At 71.5% G+C, this 24,949-nt stretch carries 18 protein-coding genes; 11 read left to right on the top strand and 7 right to left on the bottom strand.

The features are described from left to right. Positions 1 to 26: 26 nt before the first annotated feature. From Scani_RS35785 to Scani_RS35775, 3 genes are all read left to right on the top strand, one after another. Positions 27 to 503 (top strand): SseB family protein, encoded by a 477-nt coding sequence (locus tag Scani_RS35785; protein ID WP_159481828.1) that lies wholly within the window; start codon positions 27 to 29, stop codon positions 501 to 503. 212 nt (positions 504 to 715) lie between these two features. After that, complete coding sequence (locus Scani_RS35780) at positions 716 to 1,672, top strand: pirin family protein (RefSeq protein ID WP_159481827.1); 957 nt, start codon at positions 716 to 718, stop codon at positions 1,670 to 1,672. A 99-nt stretch (positions 1,673 to 1,771) separates the two neighbouring features. Next, the gene (locus tag Scani_RS35775; RefSeq protein ID WP_159481826.1) at positions 1,772 to 2,908 is read left to right on the top strand and encodes an AI-2E family transporter; all 1,137 of its coding nucleotides are present in this window, start codon (positions 1,772 to 1,774) and stop codon (positions 2,906 to 2,908) included. Here the strand turns inward: Scani_RS35775 and Scani_RS35770 are convergent. Next, positions 2,848 to 5,001 carry an ATP-binding SpoIIE family protein phosphatase gene (locus Scani_RS35770; RefSeq protein WP_159481825.1) on the bottom strand — a complete coding sequence of 718 codons (2,154 nt, stop codon included), beginning with the start codon at positions 4,999 to 5,001 and terminating at the stop codon, positions 2,848 to 2,850. The two genes, Scani_RS35775 and Scani_RS35770, sit on opposite strands and share 61 nt — an antisense overlap. Before the next feature lie 278 nt (positions 5,002 to 5,279). Between Scani_RS35770 and aspS the strand changes: the two genes are divergently transcribed. Further along, complete coding sequence (gene aspS, locus Scani_RS35765) at positions 5,280 to 7,043, top strand: aspartate--tRNA ligase (protein WP_159481824.1); 1,764 nt, start codon at positions 5,280 to 5,282, stop codon at positions 7,041 to 7,043. 211 nt (positions 7,044 to 7,254) lie between these two features. Beyond that, complete coding sequence (locus Scani_RS35760) at positions 7,255 to 8,979, top strand: hypothetical protein (RefSeq protein ID WP_159481823.1); 1,725 nt, start codon at positions 7,255 to 7,257, stop codon at positions 8,977 to 8,979. Positions 8,980 to 9,191: 212 nt separating this feature from the next. Here Scani_RS35760 and metG read toward each other — a convergent pair whose 3' ends face one another. The 3 genes from metG to Scani_RS35745 form a co-directional block, all read right to left on the bottom strand. Continuing rightward, entirely contained in the window at positions 9,192 to 10,910 is a 1,719-nt protein-coding gene (gene metG / locus Scani_RS35755) for a methionine--tRNA ligase (protein WP_159481822.1), read from the bottom strand. 153 nt (positions 10,911 to 11,063) lie between these two features. Next, a complete protein-coding gene (locus tag Scani_RS35750) occupies positions 11,064 to 12,653 on the bottom strand; it encodes an MFS transporter (protein ID WP_246296341.1) in 1,590 nt (529 codons plus the stop codon). 340 nt (positions 12,654 to 12,993) lie between these two features. Next, a complete protein-coding gene (locus Scani_RS35745) occupies positions 12,994 to 14,826 on the bottom strand; it encodes a vWA domain-containing protein (protein ID WP_159481821.1) in 1,833 nt (610 codons plus the stop codon). A gap of 947 nt (positions 14,827 to 15,773) precedes the next feature. Here Scani_RS35745 and Scani_RS35740 point away from each other — a divergent pair. Both Scani_RS35740 and Scani_RS35735 read left to right on the top strand, forming a co-directional pair. Next, positions 15,774 to 17,090 (top strand): alpha/beta hydrolase, encoded by a 1,317-nt coding sequence (locus tag Scani_RS35740; protein ID WP_159481820.1) that lies wholly within the window; start codon positions 15,774 to 15,776, stop codon positions 17,088 to 17,090. Positions 17,091 to 17,314: 224 nt separating this feature from the next. Beyond that, positions 17,315 to 17,887: a VanZ family protein gene (locus tag Scani_RS35735; protein ID WP_174872796.1), complete on the top strand. Its 573-nt coding sequence runs from the start codon at positions 17,315 to 17,317 to the stop codon at positions 17,885 to 17,887. Positions 17,888 to 17,969: 82 nt separating this feature from the next. Here Scani_RS35735 and Scani_RS35730 read toward each other — a convergent pair whose 3' ends face one another. Next, positions 17,970 to 18,836, bottom strand: a complete 867-nt coding sequence (locus Scani_RS35730; RefSeq protein WP_159481819.1) for a polysaccharide deacetylase family protein — start codon at positions 18,834 to 18,836, stop codon at positions 17,970 to 17,972. A gap of 333 nt (positions 18,837 to 19,169) precedes the next feature. Between Scani_RS35730 and Scani_RS35725 the strand changes: the two genes are divergently transcribed. From Scani_RS35725 to Scani_RS35715, 3 genes are read left to right on the top strand one after another with little or no spacing between them, the layout of a single operon-like run. Next, positions 19,170 to 19,916 carry an ABC transporter permease gene (locus Scani_RS35725; RefSeq protein WP_159481818.1) on the top strand — a complete coding sequence of 249 codons (747 nt, stop codon included), beginning with the start codon at positions 19,170 to 19,172 and terminating at the stop codon, positions 19,914 to 19,916. Beyond that, positions 19,913 to 20,587, top strand: a complete 675-nt coding sequence (locus tag Scani_RS35720) for an ABC transporter permease (RefSeq protein WP_159481817.1) — start codon at positions 19,913 to 19,915, stop codon at positions 20,585 to 20,587. The genes Scani_RS35725 and Scani_RS35720 overlap by 4 nt, the downstream gene beginning before the upstream one ends. 29 nt (positions 20,588 to 20,616) lie before the next feature. Further along, positions 20,617 to 21,534 (top strand): ABC transporter substrate-binding protein, encoded by a 918-nt coding sequence (locus Scani_RS35715; RefSeq protein ID WP_159482568.1) that lies wholly within the window; start codon positions 20,617 to 20,619, stop codon positions 21,532 to 21,534. Between the two features lie 102 nt (positions 21,535 to 21,636). On the opposite strand, the gene Scani_RS35710 is transcribed toward Scani_RS35715, so the two are convergent. Next, positions 21,637 to 22,794, bottom strand: coding sequence for an ABC transporter ATP-binding protein (locus Scani_RS35710; protein ID WP_159481816.1), 1,158 nt, complete (start codon positions 22,792 to 22,794; stop codon positions 21,637 to 21,639). A gap of 84 nt (positions 22,795 to 22,878) precedes the next feature. Then, positions 22,879 to 23,673 carry a response regulator transcription factor gene (locus tag Scani_RS35705; protein ID WP_159481815.1) on the bottom strand — a complete coding sequence of 265 codons (795 nt, stop codon included), beginning with the start codon at positions 23,671 to 23,673 and terminating at the stop codon, positions 22,879 to 22,881. A 329-nt stretch (positions 23,674 to 24,002) separates the two neighbouring features. On the opposite strand from Scani_RS35705, the gene Scani_RS35700 reads away from it, so the two are divergent. Next, a complete protein-coding gene (locus Scani_RS35700; RefSeq protein WP_246296339.1) occupies positions 24,003 to 24,944 on the top strand; it encodes an NADP-dependent oxidoreductase in 942 nt (313 codons plus the stop codon). Positions 24,945 to 24,949 lie beyond the last annotated feature (5 nt).

Here is a 24,949-nt window from a genome sequence, read left to right as displayed (position 1 = left end):
ATCGCCGACTCAGTACGCTGTGGCGCATGTACGGCTACGACCAGACCGCGGGTGCCGGGCAGCAGCAATACGGAGCGCCGCCGCCCCCGCCGCAGCAACCGGCCCCCGGGGGCTACGGCGAAGCGCCGCTGTATCCCGAGCCGTCCCCGCCCTCCCTCGCCGATGCGGTGCGCGCCTTCACCACCGGCTCGATGTCGGCAGAGGACTTCCAGGGCATCTTCTCCACGTCCAAGATCTACTGCCCGCGCGGTGACAACCCCGGCTTCCTGGCGCTGCACAACACCCAGCAGCCGGTGATCCCGATGTTCACCTCCCTCAAGGAGCTGCGGCGGTACGCGGGCAAGGAGTCCAAGTACTTCGTGATCACCGGCGCCGAGGTGCTCGATCTGCTGCCGACCGGGTACGGGTTCGTCCTCGACATGGAGGGTGATCACCGGATGGTCTTCGACGCGAAGGCCGTGGAGCAGATGGTCGACTTCGCGATGCGGCGCATGTATGGCTGACCGCCCCTGCCGTACAGAGGGCTGAGGGCCGCCGTTGCGGCTGAGTCGAGGGCCGGTCCCCGAGGGGGCCGGCCCGATGCATGTCTCGGTTCGGGGGTCGGGTCGGTCCCGGTGCACCCCCTTCGACCTGCGGAAATGTGCATGGGAATGCCGCACGCCTTGCGGGTTGTTCACCATTCAACTAAGTTGGGGGAACGACCGAGGAGGCCGTCATGCCCGCTGTGACCGTAGAGAACCCGCTGACCCTGCCGCGTGTGGCGGCGCCCGTCGCGGCACACGCCCGTCCCGTGCTGGCCGTTGCCACCGCTCCGAGCGGCTTCGAGGGCGAGGGCTTCCCGGTGCGCCGGGCGTTCGCCGGCATCGACTACAAGCACCTCGACCCGTTCATCATGATGGATCAGATGGGCGAGGTGGAGTACGCGCCCGGAGAGCCCAAGGGCACGCCCTGGCATCCGCACCGTGGCTTCGAGACGGTGACCTACCTGATCGACGGCACCTTCGTGCACCGTGACTCGCACGGCGGTGGCGGCGTCATCAATGACGGCGACACCCAGTGGATGACGGCCGGCTCGGGTCTGCTGCACATCGAGGCGCCGCCGGAGTCGCTCGTCATGTCCGGCGGTCTCTTCCACGGTCTCCAGCTGTGGGTGAACCTGCCGAAGAGCGACAAGATGATGGCCCCTCGCTACCAGGACATCGGCGGCGGTCAGGTCAAGCTGCTGACCTCGGGGGACGGTGGCACGCTGCTGCGGCTGATCGCCGGTGACCTCGACGGCCACAACGGTCCGGGCATCACGCATACGCCGATCACGATGATGCATGTGACGGTGAACCCGGGTGCCGAGCTGACCATCCCCTGGCGCAAGGACTTCAACGCCCTCGCCTACGCCCTGGCCGGACGCGGCTCGGCCGGTGCGGAGGGGCGCCCGTTCCGTATGGGGCAGGCGGTCGTGTTCGGCAGCGGGGGCGACTCGCTCACCATCCGGGCGGACGAGTCCCAGGAGTCGCGCAGCCCGAACTTCGAGGTGGTGCTGCTCGGCGGGCTGCCCATCCGCGAGCCGATGATGCATTACGGCCCGTTCGTGATGAACACCCACGCCGAACTGGCGCAGGCCTTCGAGGACTTCCAGGCCGGCCGGCTCGGGACGATCCCCGCCGACGCGCGCTGACGCCGCGTCGGCAGCAGGGACGGCGTTTCACGTGAAACGCCGTCCCTGACCCGTTTCGGGGTCCGGGCCCGGGCCCTGCTGCCGTGGTGCACTGTCCGGGTGCAAAACGACTCGGATGGAAACGGGCGCGGCGCCGAGGGCGAACGGCCACTGCCCCCACAGCCGTTGCTGCCGATCGCGGCCCGCCGTGCCGCGGCCTGGTGTCTGGTGGGGCTGCTGGTCGCGGCCGTGGTGGCCGTCGGGGTGTGGCTGTGCATCGAACTGAGCGCGGCGGTCACGCCCGTCCTGCTGGCACTGCTCGGCAGCGGGCTGCTCGGACCGCTCTACCGGCGGCTGGTGGCGATGAAGCTCAACCGGTCACTGGCGGCCGGGCTGACCTGCGCCGTCCTCCTGCTGGTGGTCGGCGGCGCCGGATACATCGTCGTCAGCGCGCTGGTCGACACCGGTGACCAGATCATCTCCTCGCTCCGGCAGGCTGCCAAGGACCTCTCCCAGCACTTCGGTGCGGCTGGTACCTCGCTCGACGATCTCGCCTCCAAATCCAAGGGACTGGTCACCAAGTTCGGCGGTACCGCGGCCTCGGGGCTGCTGACCGGTGTCAGTGCGGTCGGCCAGTTCCTCGCCGCCTCGGTCCTGGCCCTGCTGCTGACCTTCTTCTTCCTGCGCGACTCCCACAAGGCCGTCCGCACGTTGAGCCACTGGGCGCCCGGCAGCTCGGCACCGCAGCTGGAGCGGATGGCCCGCCGCGGCTTCCAGTCCATCGAGGGCTTTATGCGCGGGACGACCGTCATCGCCCTGATCGACGCCATCTGCATCACCATCGGACTGCTGATCCTCCGAGTGCCGGGCGCCGTCGGACTGGGCGCGCTGGTCTTCGTCGGTGCGTATATCCCCTACCTCGGCGCCTTCATCTCCGGTGCCGTGGCGATCCTGGTGGCGCTGGCCGACCGCGGCTTTGTGATCGCGCTCTGGGCGCTCGGCGTCGTCCTGGCCGTGCAGGTGCTGGAGGGGCATGTGCTGCAGCCGATGATCCAGAGCCGTACGGTCCATATGCATCCGGCGACGGTGCTGCTGGCGATCACCGCGGGCGCCAGCGTCGCCGGAATCCTCGGCATGCTGCTGTCCGTACCGCTGACCGCCGCCGTCACCGGCGTACTCCACGAGCTGCGGGTGTACTACACCGAGGGCTCGGACTCCGGTGACACCGGACCCACTGGGTCCCCCGCGTCCTCGTAGAGCTCGAACCACGTCGACTTGCCGTCCCCGCGCGGGTCCACGCCCCACGCCCCGGCGAGCAGTTCCAGCAGCATCAGGCCGCGTCCGGACGAGGCCAGTTCGCCGGGGCAGCGGCGGTGCGGCAGCTCATCGCTGCCGTCGGCGACATCGACGCGGATGCGCCGGGCGCCGTGCGCACCGGTGATCTCGGCGACCAGCAGCGCGTCGCCGTCGGTGTGCAGCAGGACGTTGGTGACCATCTCGGAGACCATCAGCACCGCCGAGTCCACCTGGTCCGGGTCGGCCCAGTCGTGCAGCACGTCACGGACCTGCCGGCGCGCCTCGGCTATCCGCTCCGGCTCGGCCTGTGCGACGGAGAGCACGGTGCGCCGCACGGGCTGCGGCGCCAGCAGGCCGCCGGTCCCGACCCCACAGCTGGCGGCCTCGCGGCACAGCAGCAGAACGGCGATGTCGTCCTCACGGCGGTCCACCAGCGGTCCGGTGGTGTGGTGCGAGGAGGGCCCGTGCACGGCCTGGACCAGGGCGTCGGCGAGCCGCTCCAGGCTCTCGCCGTCCTCACCGGTCTCATGCGCCTCGATGATGTCGCGCAGCCGTGCCCAGCCGGTCTCCAGATCGTGGCCGCCGGTCTCGATGAGTCCGTCGGTGCACACCATCATCGTCTCGCCGGGCTCCAGGACGAGCCGGGTGGTGGGGTAGTCGGTGTCCGGGACGATGCCCAGCGGCAGCCCGCCCGCGGTGGGCCGGACCAGCAGGGTGCCGTCGCTCATCCGGATCGCCGGGTCGGGGTGGCCGGCCCGTGCGATGTCCAGCAGCCCCGTCGCCGGATCCACCTCGATGTAGAGGCAGGTCGCGAAGCGCTGGTCCTCGCCGTGGCCGCGGAGCTCGGTCTCGTTGATCCCGGCCAGGAACCGGGAGGCACGGGAGAGCACCGCATCGGGGTGGTGGCCCTCGGAGGCGTAGGCGCGCAGCGCGATCCGCAGCTGTCCCATCAGGCCCGCGGCCCGTACGTCGTGCCCCTGGACATCCCCGATGACCAGCGCGATCCGGCCGGACGGCAGCGGGATCATGTCGTACCAGTCGCCGCCGACCTCCAGGCCGCCGCCGGTCGGGACGTAGCGGGCCGCGACCGTCATCCCCGGGATGTCCGGCTGGACCGTCGGCATCATGCTGCGCTGCAGCCCCAGTGCCAGCTCCTGCTGCTCCTCCTGCACCCCGGCCCTGGCGAGCGCCTGCGCCAGCATCCGGGCGACGGTGGTCAGCACCGAGCGCTCGTCGGGCGTGAAGGCCACCGGCTGGGCGAACGCCGCCATCCAGGCGCCGATCGTCCGGCCCGCGTTCACCAGCGGCAGGAACGCCCAGGACGTACGGCCGAAGCGGGCGGCCAGCGGCCAGGTGCCGGGGTAGCGGCGGCTGTACTCCTCGGGCGTGGGCAGGTAGATGGCCCGGCCGGTACGGATGACCTCGGCGGCCGGGTAGTCGGCCTCCAGCGTCATGGCGACGAACGGCCGCTCGTCGTCGCCGTGGTGACCGTGGTGGCCGATGACCGACAGCCGGTCGCCCTCGATGCCGAAGACCGCCAGCCCGTCCGGCATGAACCCGGGCATGGACAGGCCGGCCGCGACCCGCAGCACCTCGGCGGTGGACCGCGCCTCGGCCAGCCCGCGGCCCGCGTCCAGCAGGAACGCCTCGCGCGAACGGCGCCAGTCACCTGTTATCGGGGTGTGTGCGGCGGAGGTCCCCGGCTGTGGTTCGGGCACCTCCTGAAGGGTTCCGACCAGCTCGAAGCCGCCGTCGACGACCCGGGGACGGGAACGGGAGCGGACGATGCGCTGCACCCGTCCGCGCTCGTCCACGATGCGCAGCCGGGCCTCGGCCAGCGTCTTCTCGGCGAGCGCGAGCTGCACGACGCCGTTGATCTCGGCGAAGTCGATGGGATGAAAACGGGAGCGCACCGCGGCCTCGGTCAGCTCCACCGGGGCGGCGGGCAGCCCGAGCAGCCGGGCCGCTTCGGCGTCGAGGGTCACCCGTCCCGATGCGTTGTCCCAGCGCCACAGGCCGGTCGCGATGGCGGCCAGGAGATCCTCGGTGCGCATTGCCTCACTTTATGTGTGTTTAGCGGGACCCCACCAGCGAGCGGGACGTGACCATCGTCCCAGTCGGGGTGCCGCGCTCCGTTCCCCGCGACGCTGATGCGTATATGTCAATGAAGACGTGCGGGCCGGGACGGTAACCTGGAGCGGTTATGTCAATCCTGGGGTGGCCTTTCGGGTGATCCACGGGGAGAGCGACCGGGCGTCCGAGCCCGTATTCCTTTTCCTCTCCCTCTCCCGACAACTCCTTCACCTCGACCTCGCGACGACTTGGATGAGCGATGCATCGGTACCGGTCCCATAACTGCGGCGAGCTCCGAGCCGCGGACGTCGACACGGACGTCCGCCTCAGCGGCTGGCTGCACAATCGACGTGACCTGGGCGGCATCCTCTTCATCGATCTGCGCGACCACTACGGTCTCGTTCAGCTCGTCGCCCGCCCCGGCACCCCCGCCAACGCGGCCCTCGGCTCCCTGACCAAGGAGACCGTCGTCCGTATCGACGGCAAGGTCAGCGCGCGCGGCGCCGACAACGTCAACCCCGACCTGCCGACGGGCGAGATCGAGATCGAGGTGACCGACGTCGAGGTGCTCGGCGCCGCCGACCAGATCCCCTTCACGATCAACGCGGATGACGGCGTCAACGAAGAGAAGCGCCTCGAGTACCGCTTCCTCGACCTGCGCCGCGAGCGGATGCACCGCAACATCATGCTGCGCACCGCCGTCATCTCCGCCATCCGTCACAAGATGGTGGCCCTCGGCTTCAACGAGATGGCGACCCCGATCCTGTCCGCGACCTCCCCCGAGGGCGCCCGCGACTTCCTGGTCCCCTCGCGTCTGCACGCCGGCAAGTTCTACGCGCTGCCGCAGGCCCCACAGCAGTTCAAGCAGCTGCTGATGATCGCCGGCTTCGACCGCTACTTCCAGATCGCGCCCTGCTTCCGCGACGAGGACGCCCGCGCGGACCGCTCGCCGGGCGAGTTCTACCAGCTCGACATCGAGATGAGCTTCGTCGAGCAGGAAGACGTCTTCCGGCCCGTCGAGAAGCTGATGACCGAGCTGTTCACCGAGTTCGGCAACGGCCGCAAGGTCACCTCGCCCTTCCCGCACATCCCGTTCCGCGAGGCGATGGTCAAGTACGGCTCCGACAAGCCGGACCTGCGCGCCGAGCTGGAGCTGGTCGATGTCTCCGACGTCTTCGCCGGCTCCGGCTTCAAGGCCTTCGCCGACAAGCACGTCCGTGCCCTGGCCGTGCCGGACACCGCCGACCAGCCCCGCAAGTTCTTCGACCAGCTGGGTGACTTCGCCGTCCAGCAGGGCGCCAAGGGCCTGGCCTGGGTCCGGGTCGGCGAAGAGAACGCGCTGACCGGCCCGATCGCCAAGTTCCTCACCGAGGACGACGTCAAGGCGCTGGTCGCCGCCCTGGACCTCAAGCCCGGCCACGCCGTCTTCTTCGGCGCCGGCGAGTTCGACGAGGTCTCCAAGATCATGGGCGCGGTCCGCGTCGAGGCCGCGAAGCGCGCCGGCCACTTCGTCGAGGACGAGTTCCGCTTCTGCTGGATCGTCGACTTCCCGATGTTCGAGAAGGACGAGGACACCGGCAAGATCGAGTTCTCGCACAACCCCTTCTCCATGCCGCAGGGCGGCCTGGAGGCGCTGGAGACCAAGGACCCGCTGGACATCCTGGCCTGGCAGTACGACATCGTCTGCAACGGCACCGAGCTGTCCTCCGGCGCCATCCGTAACCACGAGCCCGAGGTCATGTACAAGGCCTTCGCGATCGCCGGCTACGACAAGGAGACGGTCGAGGCGGAGTTCGGCGGCATGCTGCGCGCCTTCAAGTTCGGCGCCCCGCCGCACGGCGGCATCGCCCCCGGCGTCGACCGCATCGTCATGCTGCTGGCCGACGAGCCCAACATCCGCGAGACCATCGCCTTCCCGCTCAACGGCAACGCCCAGGACCTGCTGATGGGCGCCCCGAGCGAGGTCGACGAGTCGCGCCTCAAGGAGCTGCACCTCTCCCTCCGCAAGCCGCAGGTGAAGTAGGCATCGCCCAGGGGCGGTAGGCCTGGAACAGGCTGAGGGGCGGCGTTTCACGTGAAACGCCGCCCCTGCTCTGTGTGCGGGCCCGTGTCCCGCCGGGCGGGCGCCGGCAGCCGAGGGCATGCCCGCCGATGAGGGACCCCGGTCCGGCCCGAGTGCCCCGACCGCCCCATCCGTGTGGCCGAGTCCCGGCACGGCACGCACTGTGGTGCCCATGCAGCAAGCCAGTCTCCTCTCCGCCAGGTCCGCTCTGGGGCCGCAGGCCCGTGAGACGCGTCCGGTCCCGAGCGGCGACCTGTGGTGGCTCACCGCCGTGGCCGTCGTCTTCACCGCCTGCCTGCTCGCCTCCGCCGTCGCCGTCCCCGGCCTGGGGTGGGACGAGACGGTGTACCTCAGCCAGGTCGACCACCATGCGCCGGCCGCGTTCTTCAGCGCCCCGCGCGCCCGCGGCGTCAGCTTCCTCCTCGCCCCGATGGCCGCCCTGACGACCTCGGCGACCGTGCTGCACTGCTACCTGGCGGTGCTCTCCGGCGCCGCGTTCCTGCTCACCCTGTGCATCTGGCGGCGCCTGCTGCCCGCCCCCGTACCGGCCCTGGGCGGCGCGCTGTTCGCCGGGCTGTGGATCACGCTCTTCTACGGTCCGCAGGCGATGCCCAACCTCTGGGCCGCCTACGCCGTGCTCGCCGCCACCGGCTGCTTCCTGCGGGCCGTACGGCAGCCGTCCCGTCAACTGGCCCCGCGCGGCGACCGGGGTGCCGCGGCCGGACTCGCCGTCGCGGTGGCCGTGGCCGCGCTGATGCGTCCCACCGACGCCGTCTGGCTCGCCGTGCCGCTCTTCGCCGCGGCGCTGTGCGTCCCCTCCTGGCGGCGCCCCGCCGTGCTGCTGGCGCTGCCGCTCGGCCTGGCCCTGGGGTCCGCCGAGTGGGTCGCGGAGGCATATCTGTCCTACGGCGGGCTCCTGGCACGGCTGCGGACGGCCGGGCAGATCCAGGGCGGGCTCGGCTGGCACCTGTCCTTCGACGACCACGCACGGGCGCTCCAGGGCAAGACGCTGTGCCGCCCCTGCCATCTGACCTGGGATCACCCGGAGACCGCGGTGTGGTGGCTGGTGCTGCCCCTGGCGGTCGCCGGAGCGGTGTGGGCGGCGCTGCGGGCCCGCGAGCCCCGCGGTGAGCTGGACGGGTACGGTCCGGCGGCGCGCAGCGGTGCCCGGCACCCCCTCGGACTGGCGCCCATCCGGCCCGGCAGCCTCGCACTCGACCCGGCGGGCGACCCCGCGCCCGGCGGCGGACGGTACGGCCGCGGCCCCGCCTGGCCGCTGGTGCGCCTGCGCGACTCCCGCGGCCCGCTGCACCGGTACGGGCCGGCCCCCGTCGTCCTGCCGGCGCTGGTCGGCCTCTGCCTCGCCGCCCCCTACCTCCTGACGGTGGACTACGCCGCCCCGCGCTTCCTGCTGCCCGCCTATGCCCTGCTGATGATGCCCGCCGCCTGGTTCCTGTACTGGCTGACCCTCCTGCCGCGTCGTCGGCACGCCTGGGCGCTGGCCGTCCTCGTCCTCGTCCTGATGAGCCATGAGGTCATCCAGCTGACGGTCTGGCACAAGATGGTGCGCAGCACCGCGCGCTCCCAGGCCGGTATCGAGCGGATCACCGCGTCGCTGCGGGCGGCCGGAGTGCGGCCGCCCTGTGTGGTGAGCGGCGAGGAAGCGGTACGGGTGGCGTACCGGGCCGGCTGTGCGTCCCGCCAGCCCCGCGGCCATGACGCCAGCATCACCCCCGCCGGCCTGGCCCGGCTGGGCGCGGGCCGCCCGGTGGCCGTCATCGTGGCCAACGGTCAGCGGCCGCCGGCCTACGCCCGTGGCTGGCGGCGGGTGGCGCTGCCGCCGGTGCCGGACTTCCGGCGGCTGCAGGCGTATCTGTCCCCGCGGACCCGGCCCTGACCGGGGCCGCCGGCCCCTGAACCGGCGGCACCTGCCGCGGATCGTCTCCGCCCGGGAAGACCGCCCGTCCCCGGCCGACGACCGCCCCGCGCCCCGAACGTGCTCGTCCGCGCCCCGAACGCGCTCGTGCCCGTCCGGCCGAAAGGGCCGGACGGGCACGAGGTGGTTCTCCGGTGCTCCGCCCGGCAGCGACGCCGCCGGGCGGGCCGGTCCTACTGCTCCGCGCCGCCGAAGCGCTCGCGGTAGGACTCCAGGTCGTCTTCGGTGATCTTCGCGAAGAGCACCGGCGGCACGGTGAAGGGCGTCCCGGCGGGCACCGAGGCCAGCGCCTTCGCCTCCTCCGGGGAGACCCACACCGCGGTGTCGTTCTCCAGGGCGAAGGCACCCCGCATCGACGTGGCCGACGACGGAATGAACGGCTCGGAGACGATCGCGTACAGATGGATGAGGTTCATCGCCGTACGCAGCGTCAGCGCCGCCGCGTCCTTGTCGGTCTTGATCTCCAGCCAGGGGGCCTTCTCCTCCAGGTAGGAGTTGCCCGCGCTCCACAGGGCGCGCAGCGAGGCCGCGGCCTTGCGGAACTGCAGGGCCTCCATGTGGCCCTCGTACTCCGCCAGCAGTCCGGCGATCTCCTCGCCCAGCTTCTGCTCCGCGGCCCCGGCCTCGGCGCCCGCGGGCACCTCGTCACCGAACCGCTTACGGGAGAACGACAGCACCCGGTTGACGAAGTTGCCGAGGGTGTCCGCCAGGTCCTTGTTGACCGACGCCGCGAACAGCTCCCAGGTGAAGGAGGTGTCGTCCGACTCCGGGGCGTTGGCGATCAGGAAGTAGCGCCAGTAGTCGGCGGGCAGCAGCTCGAGCGCCGCGTCCGTGAAGATGCCGCGCCGCTGGGAGGTGGAGAACTTCCCGCCGTAGTAGTTGAGCCAGTTGAAGGCCTTGAGGAAGTCGACCTTCTTCCACGGCTCGCGGGTGCCCAGCTGGGTCGCCGGGAACATCACGGAGTGGAACGGCACGTTGTCCTTGGCCATGAACTCCGTGTACCGGACGTCGTCGGCCTCGTACCACCACGACTTCCAGTCGCGGCTCCCGTCGGAGACGGCGTCCGCCCACTCCTTCGTCGACCCGATGTACTCGATCGGTGCGTCGAACCAGACGTAGAAGACCTTGCCCTCGGCCGCCAGCTCCGGCCACACGTCGGCCGGCACCGGAACGCCCCAGTCCAGGTCACGGGTGATCGCCCGGTCCTGGAGGCCTTCGGTGAGCCACTTGTGCGCGATGGAGGAGGCCAGCGTCGGCCAGTCCTTGCTGCCGTTGCCCTCCAGCCAGCCCTCGACCTCGTGCTGCAGCTTCGACTGGAGCAGGAAGAGGTGCTTGGTCTCGCGCACCTCCAGCTCACCGCTGCCGCTGATCGCCGACCGGGCGTCGATCAGGTCGGTCGGGTCGAGCACCCGGGTGCAGTTCTCGCACTGGTCGCCGCGCGCCTTGTCGTAGCCGCAGTGCGGACACGTACCGACGATGTAGCGGTCCGGCAGGAAGCGGTCGTCGGCGACCGAGAAGACCTGGCGGATCGCCCGCTCCTCGATGAAGCCGTTCTCCTGCAGCTTGCGCGCGAAGTGCTGCGTCAGCTCCACGTTCTCCCGCGACGAGCTCCGGCCGAAGTAGTCGAAGTCGAGGCCGAAGCCCTCGTAGATCGCCTTCTGCTTGTCGTGCTGCTCCGCGCAGAACGCGTCGACCGACTGGCCCGCGTCCTTCGCCGCCAGCTCGGCGGGGGTCCCGTGCTCGTCCGTCGCGCAGATGTAGAGCACATCGTGGCCGCGCTGCCGCATGTACCGCGCGTACACGTCGGCCGGGAGCATGGACCCCACCATGTTGCCCAGGTGCTTGATCCCGTTGATGTACGGAAGGGCGCTGGTGATGAGGTGTCGAGCCATTGCCGGCTGCTCCCAAGTCGCTACGGTGAGTGAGGATTTGCTTTACGGAACGTCAATATCGTACTGGACGGGGTGGGGGTGCCCGCGCGGGCTTTCGGGGCTGATCGCCCCGTCGTACCGCCGGTCGTACCGCCCCGCCGTACGCCCCGCTCCTCACGCCGCGGCGTCCGCCGACTCCGCGCTGTCCGCCGCCGGGGCCCGGTCCTGGGTCGGGGCCCGGCCGTTGACCATCAGCCCGGCGACGAGCGCGGCCAGCAGCATGATCGCCGAGCCCACCCCGATGGCCACGGTGAACCCGTGCACCACTCCGCTCTTCACGATGCCTTCCCGCACCGCGGGGGTGAAACCGAGGGCCCCGCCCCGGCGGGCCGCGTCCGCCAGGTGGTCGGCGATGTACGCCGCGCTCGTCGAGGTCGCGATGGTGTTCAGCAGCGCCGTACCGATCGAACCGCCCACCTGCTGCGCCGTGTTGACCGTCGCGGAGGTGACGCCGGAGTCGTGCGGAGCCACCCCGGACGTGGCCGTCGCCATCACCGGCATGAAGGTCAGGCCCATGCCGAGTCCGACGAGCAGCATGGCCGGCAGCACATGGGAGACGTACGCGGGCTCGGCCGTCAGGAACGTCAGCGTGAAGAGCCCCACGGATGCGAGGACGGCCCCGGGGGCCATCAGGAACCGCGGCGGGATCCGGTGCAGCAGCCGTGCGGAAATCTGTGTCGAACCGACGACGATCGCGACCACCATCGGCAGGAAGGCCACCCCGGTCTTGACCGGTGAATACCCGAGCACGGTCTGCAGGTAGTAGGTCATGAAAAGGAACATTCCGAACAGCCCGATGACCGCCAGCCCCATGGTCAGGAAGGCGCCCCCACGGTTCCGGTTGCGGACGATGTGCAACGGCAGCAGGGGGTGACGGGCCCTCGACTGCCACCACGCGAAGACGCCCAGCAGCGCCACACCCCCCAGCAGCAACCCGAGGACCAGCCCGTCCCCCCATCCCCGCGGCTCCGCTTCGCTGCACCCGTAGACGATCGCGACCAGGCCGCCGCAGCCCAGCACCACGCCCGGAACGTCCAGGAAGACGCGCCCCCGCTCCGGCCGGTCGCGCAGGAACACGGCGGCACCGATGAAGGCGACCACGGCGATCGGGACGTTCACATACAGACACCAGCGCCAGTTCAGATACTGGGTCAGCAGCCCGCCGGCGATCAGTCCGATGGCCGCGCCCCCGCCCGCGATGGCCCCGTAGATCCCGAAGGCCTTGCTGCGTTCCTTGCCGATGGTGAAGGTGGTGGTCAGCAGGGACAGGGCGGACGGCGCCAGCAGCGCGGCGAAGGCGCCCTGCAGCGCCCGCGCCCCGAACAGCAGCCCGGACCCGGTGGCCGCGCCGCCCAGCCCGGACGCGATCGCGAAGCCGACCAGCCCGATCATGAAGGTCTTCTTCCGCCCCACCAGGTCGGCGATCCGCCCGCCGAGCAGCAGCAGCCCGCCGAACGCGAGCGTGTACGCGGTGATCACCCACTGGCGGTTCGCGTCCGACATCCCCAGGTCCCGCTGGGCCGAGGGCAGCGCGATGTTCACGATGCTCGCGTCCAGGACCACCATCAACTGCGCAATGGCGATCACCACCAGTGCCCACCAGCGCCGCGGATCGGGTTCGGCCGGGAGTGCCCAGGTGGGGGTGGGGGGCCTGCGCGGTGCCGGAGGCGGCTCGCCGCCCCCCTCTCGGCTCGCCTCACCCATCACGACCCACCTCGCTCGGCTGGTACGGCCACCCGGTGCCGCCCCACCGCTCGGAACGTGAGCTATGGGGAGGAAACGGGGCACTTCATCCATTCAGCCTAGGCAGTGGGGCGAGGTGGCGCCTGCTGTGTGTGTGGGGGGCGATGGGATGCCTCGCCCTACGGGGCGCCTCGGCGCAGGGGACGCCTCGGCGCAGGGGGTGCCGCAGCGCAATGGGGTGCGTCGGCCCCTGGCCCCGGCTGTCGCCCCTCGGCTTCCCGACCTCGGCAAAGGCAGCGGCCGCGGCGGGTTCGGGGCCCGCCGCGGCCGCTGGGGTCGCGTGAAGAGGAACGGTCGAGGGTCAGTTGTCCTTGATGACGCCCGCGGTGCGGGCCTCGGCGAGCCACTCGGGGAACTCGACCATCAGCTGCTGGTAGAGCTTGTCGTGGGAGAGGCCGCGCGGGTCGCGGCCGGCGTGGAAGAAGCCGGCGTTGTCGATGACGCGCTTCTCCGGGACGGCCAGGTCGTCGAGCTTGCGGAGGAAGTCGAAGCCCTTGGCGTCCGGGTCACCGAAGCCGATGAACTGCCAGAAGATGGGCAGCCCGGCCGCCTCGCAGAGCGCCTTCTCGGCGGCCGGCTTGGAGGTCGGGGCGCCGTCGGTCTGGAAGATGACGAAGGCCGGGGCGGTGGAACCGGACTTCTTGTAGTGGTCGACGACGGCGTTGATGGCCCAGTGGTAGTTCGTACGGCCCATGTGGCCGAGACCGGCGTGCAGTTCCGCGATCCGGCCCTCGTAGTTGGTGAGGTCGATGTCGGCGGTGCCGTCGATGTCGGTGGAGAAGAAGACGACGGGGACGGTGGCGTCGTCGTCGAAGTGCGCGGCGAGGCCGAGGGCCTGCTCGGCGAGGTTCTGGACCGTGCCGTCCTTGTAGTAGTTGCGCATCGAGCCGGAGCGGTCGAGGACCAGGTAGACGGCGGCGCGCTGGGTGGCGAGGCCGTGCTTGTCCAGGGTGGCGCCCGCGGACTTGTAGAGGCTGAGGAGCGCGGGGGCGACGGTGGGGAGGGCGCCGGGGGTCTCGGCACCGGGGCGGTCCGCGGCCTTTTCCGCTGTCGCTGCCGTTGCCTCCGGCTTTGCCCCGGACTTGGCCTTCGGCTTCGGCTCTGCCTTCGGTTCGGACTTCGGCTCTGCCTCGGCTGCTTCGGTCTTCGCCGCGGCTTCGGTCACCGGCTCGGGCGCGGCTTCCGGCTCTGCGGCAGCTTCGGCCTCGGCCTCGACCGCTGCCGCGTCCGCAGCCTCGGCGACCACCGCGTCCGCAGGCTCGGCAACTGCCGCGTCCGCGGGTTCCGCGACGACCTCCGCCGCGGGCTCGACCGTCGGCTCGGGCTCGGGCTCCGCCACCGCGTCAGCCGTCGCCACCGGCTCTGCCGCAGGCGTTTCGTCCGCCTCGGCGACCGGCTCCGCCTCGGCCGTCTCCTTCACCTCGGCCACCGGCTCCGCCGCACGCTCCGGCTCCGGCTCCGCGGCATCCGCGGTCGGCTCGGCAGCGGCAGCGTCCGTGGTCGGCTCATCGGCATCGGCGTCCGCGGTCGGCTCGGCGTCCGCCGCCGGCGCCTGGCTCGGGTTGTCGAAGGCCTGGCTCACGAGGTCGGAGACGGTGTCGGAGGCGGCCGGGGCGGCAGCATCCGTGGCCTCGGGGGCCTCGTCCGCGGGTACGTCCTTGTCGTTGCCGGTGGCCGCGCCGGCCTTGTCCTCGACGGCGTCCGCCTCGGACTTCCCGGCCACCGCGGTCTCCTCGGCAACCGACGGCTCGGCGGCGGTCGACGGCTCGACGGCGGCCGCGTCCACGGGGGAGGGCTCGGCCGTCGCGGGGGCCTCGGCCGCAGCCTCGTCCTCGCGCACCGGGGAGGTCTCCGCCGGCCGGTCTCCCCGGTCCGCGCGGCCGCCCTGTGCCGGCAGCGTCGCGGTGGTCGGAGCGGGAGCCGGGTCGGTGTCCGGTGTCTCCGTGGGGGCCGTCCGTGCGGCCGGGACCTCGGCCTCCGGGGCCGGGGCGGTCGCGGCCGGGACGGACTCTTCGCGAGCCTCCGGGATGGTCGCGGACTCCGGCTTGTCGGCGCCGCTCGGGGCCGCGCCGGTTTCTTCACGGGTCGCCTTGGAGCGACCGAAAGCGTTGCGCAGCAGACTCCGAATGCCCATCGGCGAACCTCTCTTGTGTGTGGTGGGTGCGGCGTATGTCCGTGAAGCGCGGACATGTCCCTGACCAGGACGGATACGTAAGGGTAGCGGCCGGGACCGGCCTCATCGTGGGACCCCGCGCCTTGTGTGGTGGGCCATCCGGGGGTGTTGCGGAGGCGGATGGTTTCAGTTGACCGGGCCCGGGTGCGTTCGCCCTGCGTACGAGGTTGTCCGGCCGTCCGCACCGCCGTCTCGGCCGTCCACAAAACCTCCTCGCAGTCCGTACGAGCGCCCTGCCGGACGTACCACCGCCCCGCCGGGCCGTGGAGCCGTTCCGCCGGACCGCGCCGTCCGCCCGGTCCCGGGGGCGGAACGCACCGTCCACCCCGTACACATGACCGGCTCGGCAGCACACACGACCGCCCCGACGGCAGCCCGTACCGACTGCCCCGACGGTACGCACCGCCCGCCCCGGGCCTGCCCACCGGGGCCGGGGCCCGCGGGCCGGCCGTGCGGGAGCGGCGGGTGGGAGTCGCCGTGCGGCATCCGGGTGAGGTGGACGGGACGAGCGCGGAGCAGTCCGCGTCACAAGGGCCGGGCGGGGTGAGGGGGAAGCAGCCTGCTTCGCAAGGGCCGTGCGGTGAGCGCGAGTTGGTGCGTCCGGCCGTGGTCGATGTGTAGCGGGAGGACGGACGGGACATAGGGGGTGAGAGACCCCGGCGCCCGTGGGCGTGGATCGCCCTCTCGGCCCCACGAGAGCCCGCCCCGGCGACGGTTGCGATCGCCCGCTCCACATCACGCCGCGGAAACGATGTGGCAAGAGACGGGTAAGAACTGAGTCGTTCAGGTATCCGATGCGCAGGTGTGCCCGTCTTCTCCGGTGACCATTGTCCGGAGCCGTCCGTTGTGCCGTAGGCGGCCGTTGAGAAGGCAAGAACCCATTCCAGGGTGACGGGAGATGTGGGCGCATGGGGCTGACCAGTCAGTCGCTCGAGTACGCGGTGATCGTGCTGGCGGTGGCCTGTGTCGCCGCCACGGTGTGGCTCTGGCCCCGGCTGTCGAAGCGCGGGGTGGGTCCCGTCCTGGGGAGACTGGGCGCCATCCTGGTCACCCAGGTGTCGATCGTGTGCGCGCTCGCCCTTGCGGTGAACACGAACTTCGAGTTCTACGGCAACTGGGACGAGCTGCTGGGCAACAACGACAAGGCCCCGGTGTCCGTGAGCCAGGGCGGCGGGCAGTACGCCTCGGTCGGCAACATGAAGGGCGGGCTGGTCCAACCGGCCGGTCCGCAGGGCCTCGATCGGGTGACCGGCCTTCCCAAGGGGCCCGCGGACCGGGTGGGCAAGGTCGAGTCCGTACGGATCGTCGGCCGCCGCACGCGGGCCATCAACCCCGGCTTCGTCTATCTGCCGCCGCAGTACTTCCAGCAGCAGTTCCGCCGTCAGCGGTTCCCCGTCATGGTCGTCATCAGCGGCTACCCGGGCGGGATCATGAACCTCGCGCAGCACCTCCAGGTGCCGCAGAACGCGGGCCGGCTGATCGCGCAGGGCCGGATGCAGCCGACGGTGATCGTGATGGTCCGGCCGACGATCGCGCCGCCGCGGGACACCGAGTGTGTGGATGTGCCGGGCGGGCCGCAGGCCGAGACGTTCTTCACCAAGGATCTGCCGGACGCCATGAAGTCGGCCTACCGGGTGGGGCACGACCCCAGCGCCTGGGGCGCGTTCGGGTACTCGTCCGGCGGTACGTGCTCGCTGCAGCTGGCGATGCGCAACCCGAAGGCCTACACCTCCGCGGTCTCGCTCTCCGGCGACTACGCCATCAAGGACGACCTGACCACCGGCAGCCTCTTCGGCCCCGGCCCGGAGGGCGCCCAGAAGGAGCGCGAGCACGATCTGCTGTGGCGGCTGAAGAACCTCCCCGCGCCGCAGATCTCCGCGCTGGTCGCCAGCAGCCGTAAGGGCGAGGCGGATTACGGCGAGACCATGAAGTTCCTCCATGCCGCCAAGTCGCCGATGACGGTCGACTCGATCATCCTGCCGCAGGGCAGCCACCAGTTCGCGACCTGGCGGCGCGAGGTCGTGCCGGCCCTGGAGTGGCAGAGCCAGCAGCTGACCTTCCCGCAGGACACCCAGGCGGTCGCCCCGCCGCGCAAGCCGGGAGCGGGCGCACCGGGCAAGGGCGGCGCCCCGGCCCCGGGGCAGCAGAGCGGACCGTCCAAGGCGCCGTCGGCGTCCGACGACAAGGGACGCCGACGGGTGGAGGCGGAGCGCCCCCGGGGGTGAGCCGCAGAGAGAGGTTGCACAGGGGCGTCGGAGCTTTCCGGCGCCCCTGTGGCGTGTGGTGAGGGCGTTCCCGTTGTGTGCGGTGGGGGCGTCCTGTTGCTGTGGTGAAGGGGTGGTGTGGGTGTGCGGCGGCTGTCCGGCGTCCGCCACATGAATCGCCGGACCCCGGGTAACCGGACCTCCCATCGGCGCACTGCGCATCTCGCACACCGGGGAGTGACCTCATGGCGCGTACGCAACAGGGCGACGAGACAGCGTGGTCACCCGTGGCCGCGCGGGCCCCGCTGGCCGTCCGGATCCTTCTGCTGGTGCTGGCGTTCGCCGCGATGGTGGCCTTTGCGGTGGCGCTGGCGAAGGTCACACTGACCCCGTCGGCGGCCTCGGTGCCGCTGACCCATCCCAACCTCCGCCCCGGTGACTCGATCCGGAGCTACCTGGCGCAACCGCACCTGGCCGACACGGTCAAGCAGCTCGGCGGCAACGTCCTGCTGGGGGTGCCGTTCGGGGTGCTGCTGCCGGTGCTGCTGCCGCAGGCGCGGGGGCTGCTCCGGGTCGGCGTGGCGACGGCTTTGGTGATGCTGCTGGTGGAGCTGGTGCAGGGGGCGTTGATCACCGGCCGGGCGTTCGACATCGACGATGTGATCCTCAACTGCACCGGCGCGCTGCTCGGCTATCTGCTGTTGGGGCGCCGGCTCGGCCGTGCGGTGCATCCGCGGCGCCGGCACTGGTGGCACCGGTTCAGCGGGAAGGGGGCTGCGGCGGGGCAGCCGAAGGCCTCCAAGATGTCCGCTCCGTAGTCGGCCGCTTCGTCATCGGCTGGCCTCGTAGGGGCGTCCCTCGCGGGAGTGGCGGGTGCGGGCGCCCCACGCGCCCCGTGCGCTACGGGCGGTAGACCATCCCCGGTTCCGGCTTCGCCGGGGACAGCAGCTGGGAGACCGTGACGACCGTATAGCCGCGCTTCTTCAGCTCCTTGAGGATGCCGGGAACGGCCGGCACGGTCCCCTTGTAGATGTCGTGCAGCAGGATGATGCCGTCGCGTTCGGTCTGGTCGAGCACCCGCTTGGTGATCAGGGCCGAGTCGTTGGTCTGGTAGTCCTTGGCGGTCACGCTCCACAGGACCTGCGCCAGGCCGAGGTTCTTGCTGATCTTGGACACCTCTTCGTCGGTCCTGCCCTGCGGCGGGCGCATCAGCTTCGGCGTCTTGCCGGTGATCTTGCGGACCGCGTCCTGGACACGGGAGAGCTCGCGCTTGGCCTCGCCGGGCGCGATGTCGGTCAGGATCTGGTGCGACCAGGTGTGGTTGGCCAGCTCATGGCCCTCGGCGTCGATCCGCTTCACCTCGGCCGGGCGCTTCTCGACGTGGTTCTGGCCGAGCATGAAGAAGGTCGCGTGCACCTTCTCCTTCTTGAGGATGTCCAGCAGGCGGTCGGTGTGCTCGCTGGGGCCCGCGTCGAAGGTGAGCGCGACGCACTTCGCCGTGCGGCAGTCGACGTCGTCGCCCTTTCCGCCCGCCGGTGCGCTGCCGTTCTTGCCGTCGGCGTTCTTGCCGTCCGCGGTCTTCTTGTTCCCGGCCGAGGCGAGCCGGGCGTCCTTCGCCTTGACGTCGGCCGCCGGTGCGTCGGCGCGGGCGTCGGCCGGGGCGGTCACGTCGTAGGTGGCACAGCCACCGAGGGTCAGGACCAGGGTCGTGGCGGCCAGCAGCCCGGCTATGGACGTGCTGCGGGCCGCGGACTTCTGCTTCGGCATGCGGGTCTCTCTTCGGGCGCGGGCGGTGAGGGGTGAGCCCATGACCTGCGCTTTTGCGCATGGCAAAGCCGACGCGTACGCGGCATCGCCGCATCGCGCCGACCTCGGTCACAGGGGTCGAACAGACTGAGGAGGACTATACATAGGCAGTACACACCACGTGTATACGTGGAGTGTGTACTGCCTGGTGGGTACGCGGGGCGGGGGTGGGGCGGGGCGTGAGGTGCGCAGAGGGCGCGGGCGACGGAGGGACCGTCGGGGAGGTCGTCCGCGGCCACCCCGATCGGACGCGTCCGCCGCGACACCCCGCCCCCACCGGGGTGGACTCGTACCGTGACCGCACCGCCGCCGGACGACTGTCTGGCCCGTAACGACTGGATCTGCGGCGACTACCTGAGCACCCGTCGGCAGATCCTGCTCGACGCGGTCGGCCAGCACATCCAGCTGACGGTGATCTCGGTGGTGCTCGGCCTGGTGATCGCGGTCCCGCTGGCGCTGCTGGCCCGCCGCAGGCGCTGGACGGTCGGACCGGTGCTCGGCATCACCACGGTCCTCTACACGATCCCGTCGCTGGCGATGTTCTCGCTGCTGCTGCCGGTCTACGGGCTGTCGGCGACCCTCGTCGTGGTCGGCCTCGCCCTGTACTCCCTCACCCTGCTCGTACGGAACATCCTGGCGGGGCTGGACGGCGTCCCCGCCGAGGCCAAGGAGGCCGCCCGCGGCATGGGGTACGGGCCGATGCGCCAACTGCTGACCATCGAGCTGCCGTTGGCAGTGCCGGCCGCGATGGCCGGGCTGCGGATCGCCACGGTCTCCGCGGTCGCGCTCACCACGGTCGGGGCGATCGTCGGGTACGGCGGCCTGGGGAACCTCATCTACGCCGGTATGAACTCCTTCTTCAAGGCGCAGGTGCTCACCGCGTCCGTGCTGTGCGTGATCATCGCGGTCGTCTTCGATCTGCTGCTGCTCGGGGCGGAGCGGCTGCTCACCCCCTGGCGCCGGGCCGGACGCAGGACGCGGGGGCGTACTCGGGCCGGGGCGGGAGCGAAGCGGCTGGTCACGGCCGGGCGGCGGACATGAACACCCTCTCCGCGGTCTGGACATGGCTGACCACCGCCGCCAACTGGTCCGGGGAGAACGGTGTCTGGAACCGCCTGGAACAGCACCTCGTGCTCACCTTCTCCTGCCTGGTCATCAGCGCCCTGATCGCACTTCCCGTCGCGCTGACCCTCGGCCACCTCGGCCGCGGAGGCGCGCTGGCCGTCAACCTCGCCAACATCGGCCGCGCGGTGCCGACCTTCGCCGTCCTCGTCCTCCTGCTGCTGACCCCCATCGGGCGGTACGGGCAGTGGCCGACGATCATCGCGCTGGTGCTGTTCGCCATCCCGCCGCTGCTGACCAATGCGTATGTCGGGATGCGGGAGGTGGACCAGAGCGTGGTGCGGGCCGCGCGGGGGATGGGGATGACCGGGACGCAGCTGGTGTGGCGGGTCGAGGTGCCGCTCGCCTTCCCGCTCGTCCTCACCGGCATCCGGATCGCCGCCGTCCAGCTGGTGGCCACCGCCACCCTCGCCGCGCTGGTGGGCGGCGGTGGTCTCGGCCGGATCATCACCGCGGGGTTCAACCTGGCCAGCACCCCTCAGGTGGTCGCCGGCGCGGTGCTGGTCGCGGTGTTCGCGCTGCTGATGGAGGGCGCCTTCGAGCTGGCGCAGCGGTGCGCGCCGGGCTGGGCACGGGGGCGGATCCGGTGAGGGCGGCGGTCGCGGCGCTTGCGGTCCTCATGGCCCTCGGGCTCTCGGCCTGCGCCGGCGGCCCTTCTCTGGAGAACCGCTCCGCGATCACCGCTTCCCCCGGCGACAGCCGCGATCTGGCCATCGGTTCGGCGGGCTTCACCGAGAGCGAGCTGCTCGCCCAGATGTATGCGACGCTGCTCCAGCACGCCGGATACCGCACCCATGTCCTGACGGTCGGCAACCGTGAACTGTACGAACCGGCCCTGGAGGCCGGCCAGGTCGATGTCGTCCCCGAGTACGCCGCGACCTTCGCCGACTGGCTCAACGCCAAGAGCAAGGGGGCCAAGGCGGCGCCGGTCGCCTCACCGGACCTCGGTGCGACCATGGCCGCGCTGCGCCGGCTCGCCGGCCCCCGAGGTCTGTCCGTGCTCCCGGCCGGCCGGGCCGTCGACCAGAACGCCTTCGCGGTGAGCGCCGCCTATGCCCGCACACACCACCTCAAGACCCTCAGCGATCTGGGGCGCGCCAAGCTGCCGGTGCGTCTGGCGGCGGGTGATGAGTGCGTCCAGCGGCCGTTCTGTGCACCCGGGCTGAAGAAGACGTACGGGATCGACATCACCGCCGTCGACCCGAAGGGCGTCGGGACCACGCCCGCCAAACGGGCCGTACAGAACGGGCAGGACCAGATGATGCTGACGACCAGTACCGATGCCACCCTCGATCAGTTCGGCCTGGTGCTGCTCGCCGACGACAAGAAGCTGCAGAACGCCGACAACGTCGTTCCCGTCGTCAACCGTGCCCGCGCAGGGAGCGAACGGGTGGCGGCCGCGCTCAACCGGCTCAACAAGGTCCTGACCACCGCCGATCTGGCGCATCTCAATGAGCAGGTGGACAGCTGGCGGCGGCTGCCGGCGGACGTGGCCCACAACTACCTGCAGTCCAAAGGGCTGTTGCCCAAGGACTGACCTCTGCCGGCGCGTGGAGCGGTCGTTTCACGTGAAACGACCCTCAGTCAGGCAGGGCAGGCGTTTCACGTGAAACGCCCCCTCCCGGCCCGCTCCGCGAGCTCACTCCGTGGGAACGGAATCCACCTCGGCCCGCTCGCGAGGTACGCCCCGCTCGTCGGAGCCGATGGTGCGGCGCAGTGCCTCGTGAAGCGTGGTCGGGGTGAGAACGCCCAGGAACCGGCGGCCGTCCAGGACCGCGATCCAGCCGGCATCGTGTTTGAGCATCTCGCTGAAGGCCGCTTTGAGGGTGCCGGTCACCGGTACCCAGGCCTCCATCCGGCGGGCGTGGCCGGCCACCGTACCCGCCACCCCGGCCAGCTCCTCCGTGCCCACCCAGCCGTGCAGCGCGCCCTCTTCGTCGAGCACCACGGCCCAGCGGGCGTCCTCGGCCCGCAGCCGTCTCGCGGCGTCCGCGGCGGGCTCGCCGAGCCGGACGAGCGGCGGGTGTTCGAGGTCGCCCCGGTCGATCGCGGTGACCGAGAGCTGCTTCAACGCGCGGTCGGTGCCGACGAATTCGGCGACATAGGACGTGGCGGGGGCGCCGAGGACGCTCGCGGGGGTGTCGTACTGCTCGATCCGGCCCTCTCCGTAGACCGCGATCCGGTCGCCGAGCCGGATGGCCTCCTCGATGTCATGGGTGACCAGCAGCACCGTCTTGTGCATGCCGGCCTGCAGTCGCAGAAACTCCTTCTGGAGCCGGTCGCGGACGACCGGGTCGACCGCGCCGAACGGCTCGTCCATCAACAGCACGGGCGGGTCGGCGGCGAGCGCACGGGCCACACCGACCCGCTGGCGCTGGCCGCCGGAGAGCTGTTCGGGATAGCGCGAGCCGTAGACCGCGGGGTCCAGGCCGACCAGGTCCAGGAGTTCGGCGGCTCGCTCGCGGGCCTTGGCCTTCTTCCAGCCGCTCAGAAAGGGAACGGTGGCGGTGTTGTCGAGGACGGTGCGATGGGGGAAGAGGCCGGTCTGCTGGATGACGTACCCGATCCGGCGGCGCAGGGCGACCGGATCGACCCCGGCGACGTCCGAGCCGTCGACGTAGATCTGCCCGTGGGTGGGGTCGATGAGCCGGTTGACCATCATCATCGTGGTCGTCTTGCCGCAGCCGGACGGGCCGACCAGCGTCACCAGTTCACCCTCGCCGACCTCGAAGGAGAGGTCGTCGACGGCGGTGGTCCCGTCGGGGTAGCGCTTGGTGACGGAGTCGAACCGGATCATTGCGCCATTGAATCCCGCCACCTGCGGCCGGACCCGTCATGCGGGCAATCGGGTGGAGGCGCCGGTGCCCTCCGCCCCGGCGCATCACGGCCCGTCAGACCCCGTGCCCGTCGCCACGCCTGCCTCCGCCTCGCCGCCCGCCTCCGCCTCGCCGCCGGGCGTCGGCCTGTCGTTCGTTTCCGCCCCGTCGCCCGTCCCCGCTCCCTCGTCCGCTGCCGCCCCGTCGCCCATCCGGTAGCCGCCGCCCGGCACCCTCTCGATCACCGGCGGGTCGCCGAGTTTGGCGCGCAGCCGGCCGAGCGCGACGCGTACGGCGTTGGTGCGGAAGCTGATGTGTTCCTCCCAGACCTCCTCGATCAGCTCGTCGTCGCTGACCTGCGCGCCCTGGGCGCGCAACAGCACCTCCAGCACCCCGAATTCGGTGCGGGACAGTGCCAGCGGCCGGCCGTCGCGTACGGCCAGCCGGCGGGCGGTGTCGAGGGCGACCCCCGCCCGTTCGATGACCGCCGGCAGGGCGGGGCGGCCGCGCCGGCCGAGCGCCAGCACCCGGGCGAGCAGGTCCTGGTCCGCGAACGGTTCGGTGAGGTGGTCGTCGGGGCCCGGCCCCGGGGCCGCAGGTTGGTCCGGGGCGGTGCCGGGTGCCGTGAGCAGCAACACCCGGGTCGGCAGGCCCCCTTCCGCCAGGTGCCGGCAGACCTCGTCGGCGCGCGGGCCGGGCAGATCCCGGCGCAGGACGAGCACGTCGTAGACACCGCGCCGGAGTGCGGCCAGCGCCGTGTGGCCGTCAGGGGCGATATCCACCGCGACCGCCGCACGGCGCAGCTCCGCGGCGATCCGCTCCGCGACCCGCTCCTCGGCTTCCGCCACCAGTACGCGCATGGCGTCATATGTAGCCCGCGGCGGACCGCGCACACCCGGAATCGCCCTGCGCCACGACCCGTGGACCAGGGAATTCACCACGCTGGAGCCGGTGGCTGCGCGGAGCCGGGAGAAACAGGCCGGGGAGCGCCGGCGGCGGGGGACCGTACCGGCCGGAGCGGGGGCCTGTACGGCCGTGTCCCGTCCAACGGAGGGCCGTACGGACCCGGCACGCGGGGCCGTACGAGTTGCTTCGGCCGCACCGCCTCTCCTCCTGCCGCGTCCGGCCCCACCCGCGTGCTTACGATCCACTTCGGCCACCGGTCGGAAGGGTGGAAGGGAACGCCACGATGAGAGCCGTAGCAGTCAGCGCATTCGGTGAAAAGCCGCAGCTCATGGATCTGCCACAGCCCGAACCAGGGCCCGGTGAGGTCCTGGTGCGGCTGTCCGCCGCCGGACTCAACCCCGTCGACTGGAAGATCGCCGACGGCATGTTCGGGGATGCCGTGCCGGCGGCCTTCCCCCTCGTCCTGGGGAACGACGGGGCGGGCGAGGTACTCGCGATCGGGAACGGCGTACGGCGGTTCACCGTCGGCGACGCGGTGTTCGGCCAGTTCCAGCGGCCGGAGCAGGGCGGCGGTTCGTACTGCGAACTCGCCGTTGCCGAGGAGAGCCGCCTCGCGCACGCCGCCCGGAGCGTCACCTACGCCACGTCCGCGGCGCTGCCGACGGCCGGCATGACCGCGTACAACCTGGTCGAGGAGACCCGGGTCACCGAGGGCACACGGGTGCTGATCGTCGGGGCGACCGGCGGCGTCGGCAGCTTCGTCACCCAGCTCGCGGCCGGCCGCGGCGCCGAGGTGATCGCCACCGCGCGCCCGTCCAAGGCCGAGCTGATGCGGACGCTGGGCGCCGCGGAGACCGTCGACCACACCGCGGGTCCGCTGGCCGACCAGGTCCTCGCGGCCCATCCGGACGGCGTCGACGTGCTGATCGACATGGTCGGCGGCCCGGCCGAGTTCGCCGAGCTGACCCGGACCGTACGCGACGGGGGCACGGCCGTCTCGCTCCTCGGCTCGGCCGACGCCGACGAGCTGACCGACAACAACCTGCGCGGCTTCAACTTCGTCAACCGCCCCTCCCCGCAGTTGCTGGAGATCCTCGCCGGCCATGTCGACGCGGGCCGGCTGACGGTTCTGGTGGGACGCGAGGTCTCTCTGGAAGAGGCGCCGGAGGCCCTGGAAGCCAGCCGCAGCGGCCGGTCCCAGGGCAAGACGGTCCTGGCGGTCTGAGCGGC

The sequence above is a fragment of the Streptomyces caniferus genome, assembly GCF_009811555.1.
GTDB classification, from domain to species: Bacteria; Actinomycetota; Actinomycetes; order Streptomycetales; family Streptomycetaceae; genus Streptomyces; species Streptomyces caniferus.
The sequence above is the reverse complement of the archived record's forward strand: the minus strand, read 5'-3'. Positions and strand labels throughout refer to the sequence as shown.

What these genes read in the sequence shown, in the direction of transcription:
- Scani_RS35785 (WP_159481828.1), top strand. Translation starts at nt 27, where the DNA reads ATGTACGGCTACGACCAGACCGCGGGTGCCGGGCAGCAGCAATACGGA.
- Scani_RS35780 (WP_159481827.1), top strand. Translation starts at nt 716, where the DNA reads ATGCCCGCTGTGACCGTAGAGAACCCGCTGACCCTGCCGCGTGTGGCG.
- Scani_RS35770 (WP_159481825.1), bottom strand. Translation starts at nt 5,001, where the DNA reads ATGCGCACCGAGGATCTCCTGGCCGCCATCGCGACCGGCCTGTGGCGC.
- aspS (WP_159481824.1), top strand. Translation starts at nt 5,280, where the DNA reads ATGCATCGGTACCGGTCCCATAACTGCGGCGAGCTCCGAGCCGCGGAC.
- Scani_RS35760 (WP_159481823.1), top strand. Translation starts at nt 7,255, where the DNA reads ATGCAGCAAGCCAGTCTCCTCTCCGCCAGGTCCGCTCTGGGGCCGCAG.
- metG (WP_159481822.1), bottom strand. Translation starts at nt 10,910, where the DNA reads ATGGCTCGACACCTCATCACCAGCGCCCTTCCGTACATCAACGGGATC.
- Scani_RS35750 (WP_246296341.1), bottom strand. Translation starts at nt 12,653, where the DNA reads ATGGGTGAGGCGAGCCGAGAGGGGGGCGGCGAGCCGCCTCCGGCACCG.
- Scani_RS35745 (WP_159481821.1), bottom strand. Translation starts at nt 14,826, where the DNA reads ATGGGCATTCGGAGTCTGCTGCGCAACGCTTTCGGTCGCTCCAAGGCG.
- Scani_RS35740 (WP_159481820.1), top strand. Translation starts at nt 15,774, where the DNA reads ATGGGGCTGACCAGTCAGTCGCTCGAGTACGCGGTGATCGTGCTGGCG.
- Scani_RS35735 (WP_174872796.1), top strand. Translation starts at nt 17,315, where the DNA reads ATGGCGCGTACGCAACAGGGCGACGAGACAGCGTGGTCACCCGTGGCC.
- Scani_RS35730 (WP_159481819.1), bottom strand. Translation starts at nt 18,836, where the DNA reads ATGCCGAAGCAGAAGTCCGCGGCCCGCAGCACGTCCATAGCCGGGCTG.
- Scani_RS35720 (WP_159481817.1), top strand. Translation starts at nt 19,913, where the DNA reads ATGAACACCCTCTCCGCGGTCTGGACATGGCTGACCACCGCCGCCAAC.
- Scani_RS35715 (WP_159482568.1), top strand. Translation starts at nt 20,617, where the DNA reads ATGGCCCTCGGGCTCTCGGCCTGCGCCGGCGGCCCTTCTCTGGAGAAC.
- Scani_RS35710 (WP_159481816.1), bottom strand. Translation starts at nt 22,794, where the DNA reads ATGATCCGGTTCGACTCCGTCACCAAGCGCTACCCCGACGGGACCACC.
- Scani_RS35705 (WP_159481815.1), bottom strand. Translation starts at nt 23,673, where the DNA reads ATGCGCGTACTGGTGGCGGAAGCCGAGGAGCGGGTCGCGGAGCGGATC.
- Scani_RS35700 (WP_246296339.1), top strand. Translation starts at nt 24,003, where the DNA reads ATGAGAGCCGTAGCAGTCAGCGCATTCGGTGAAAAGCCGCAGCTCATG.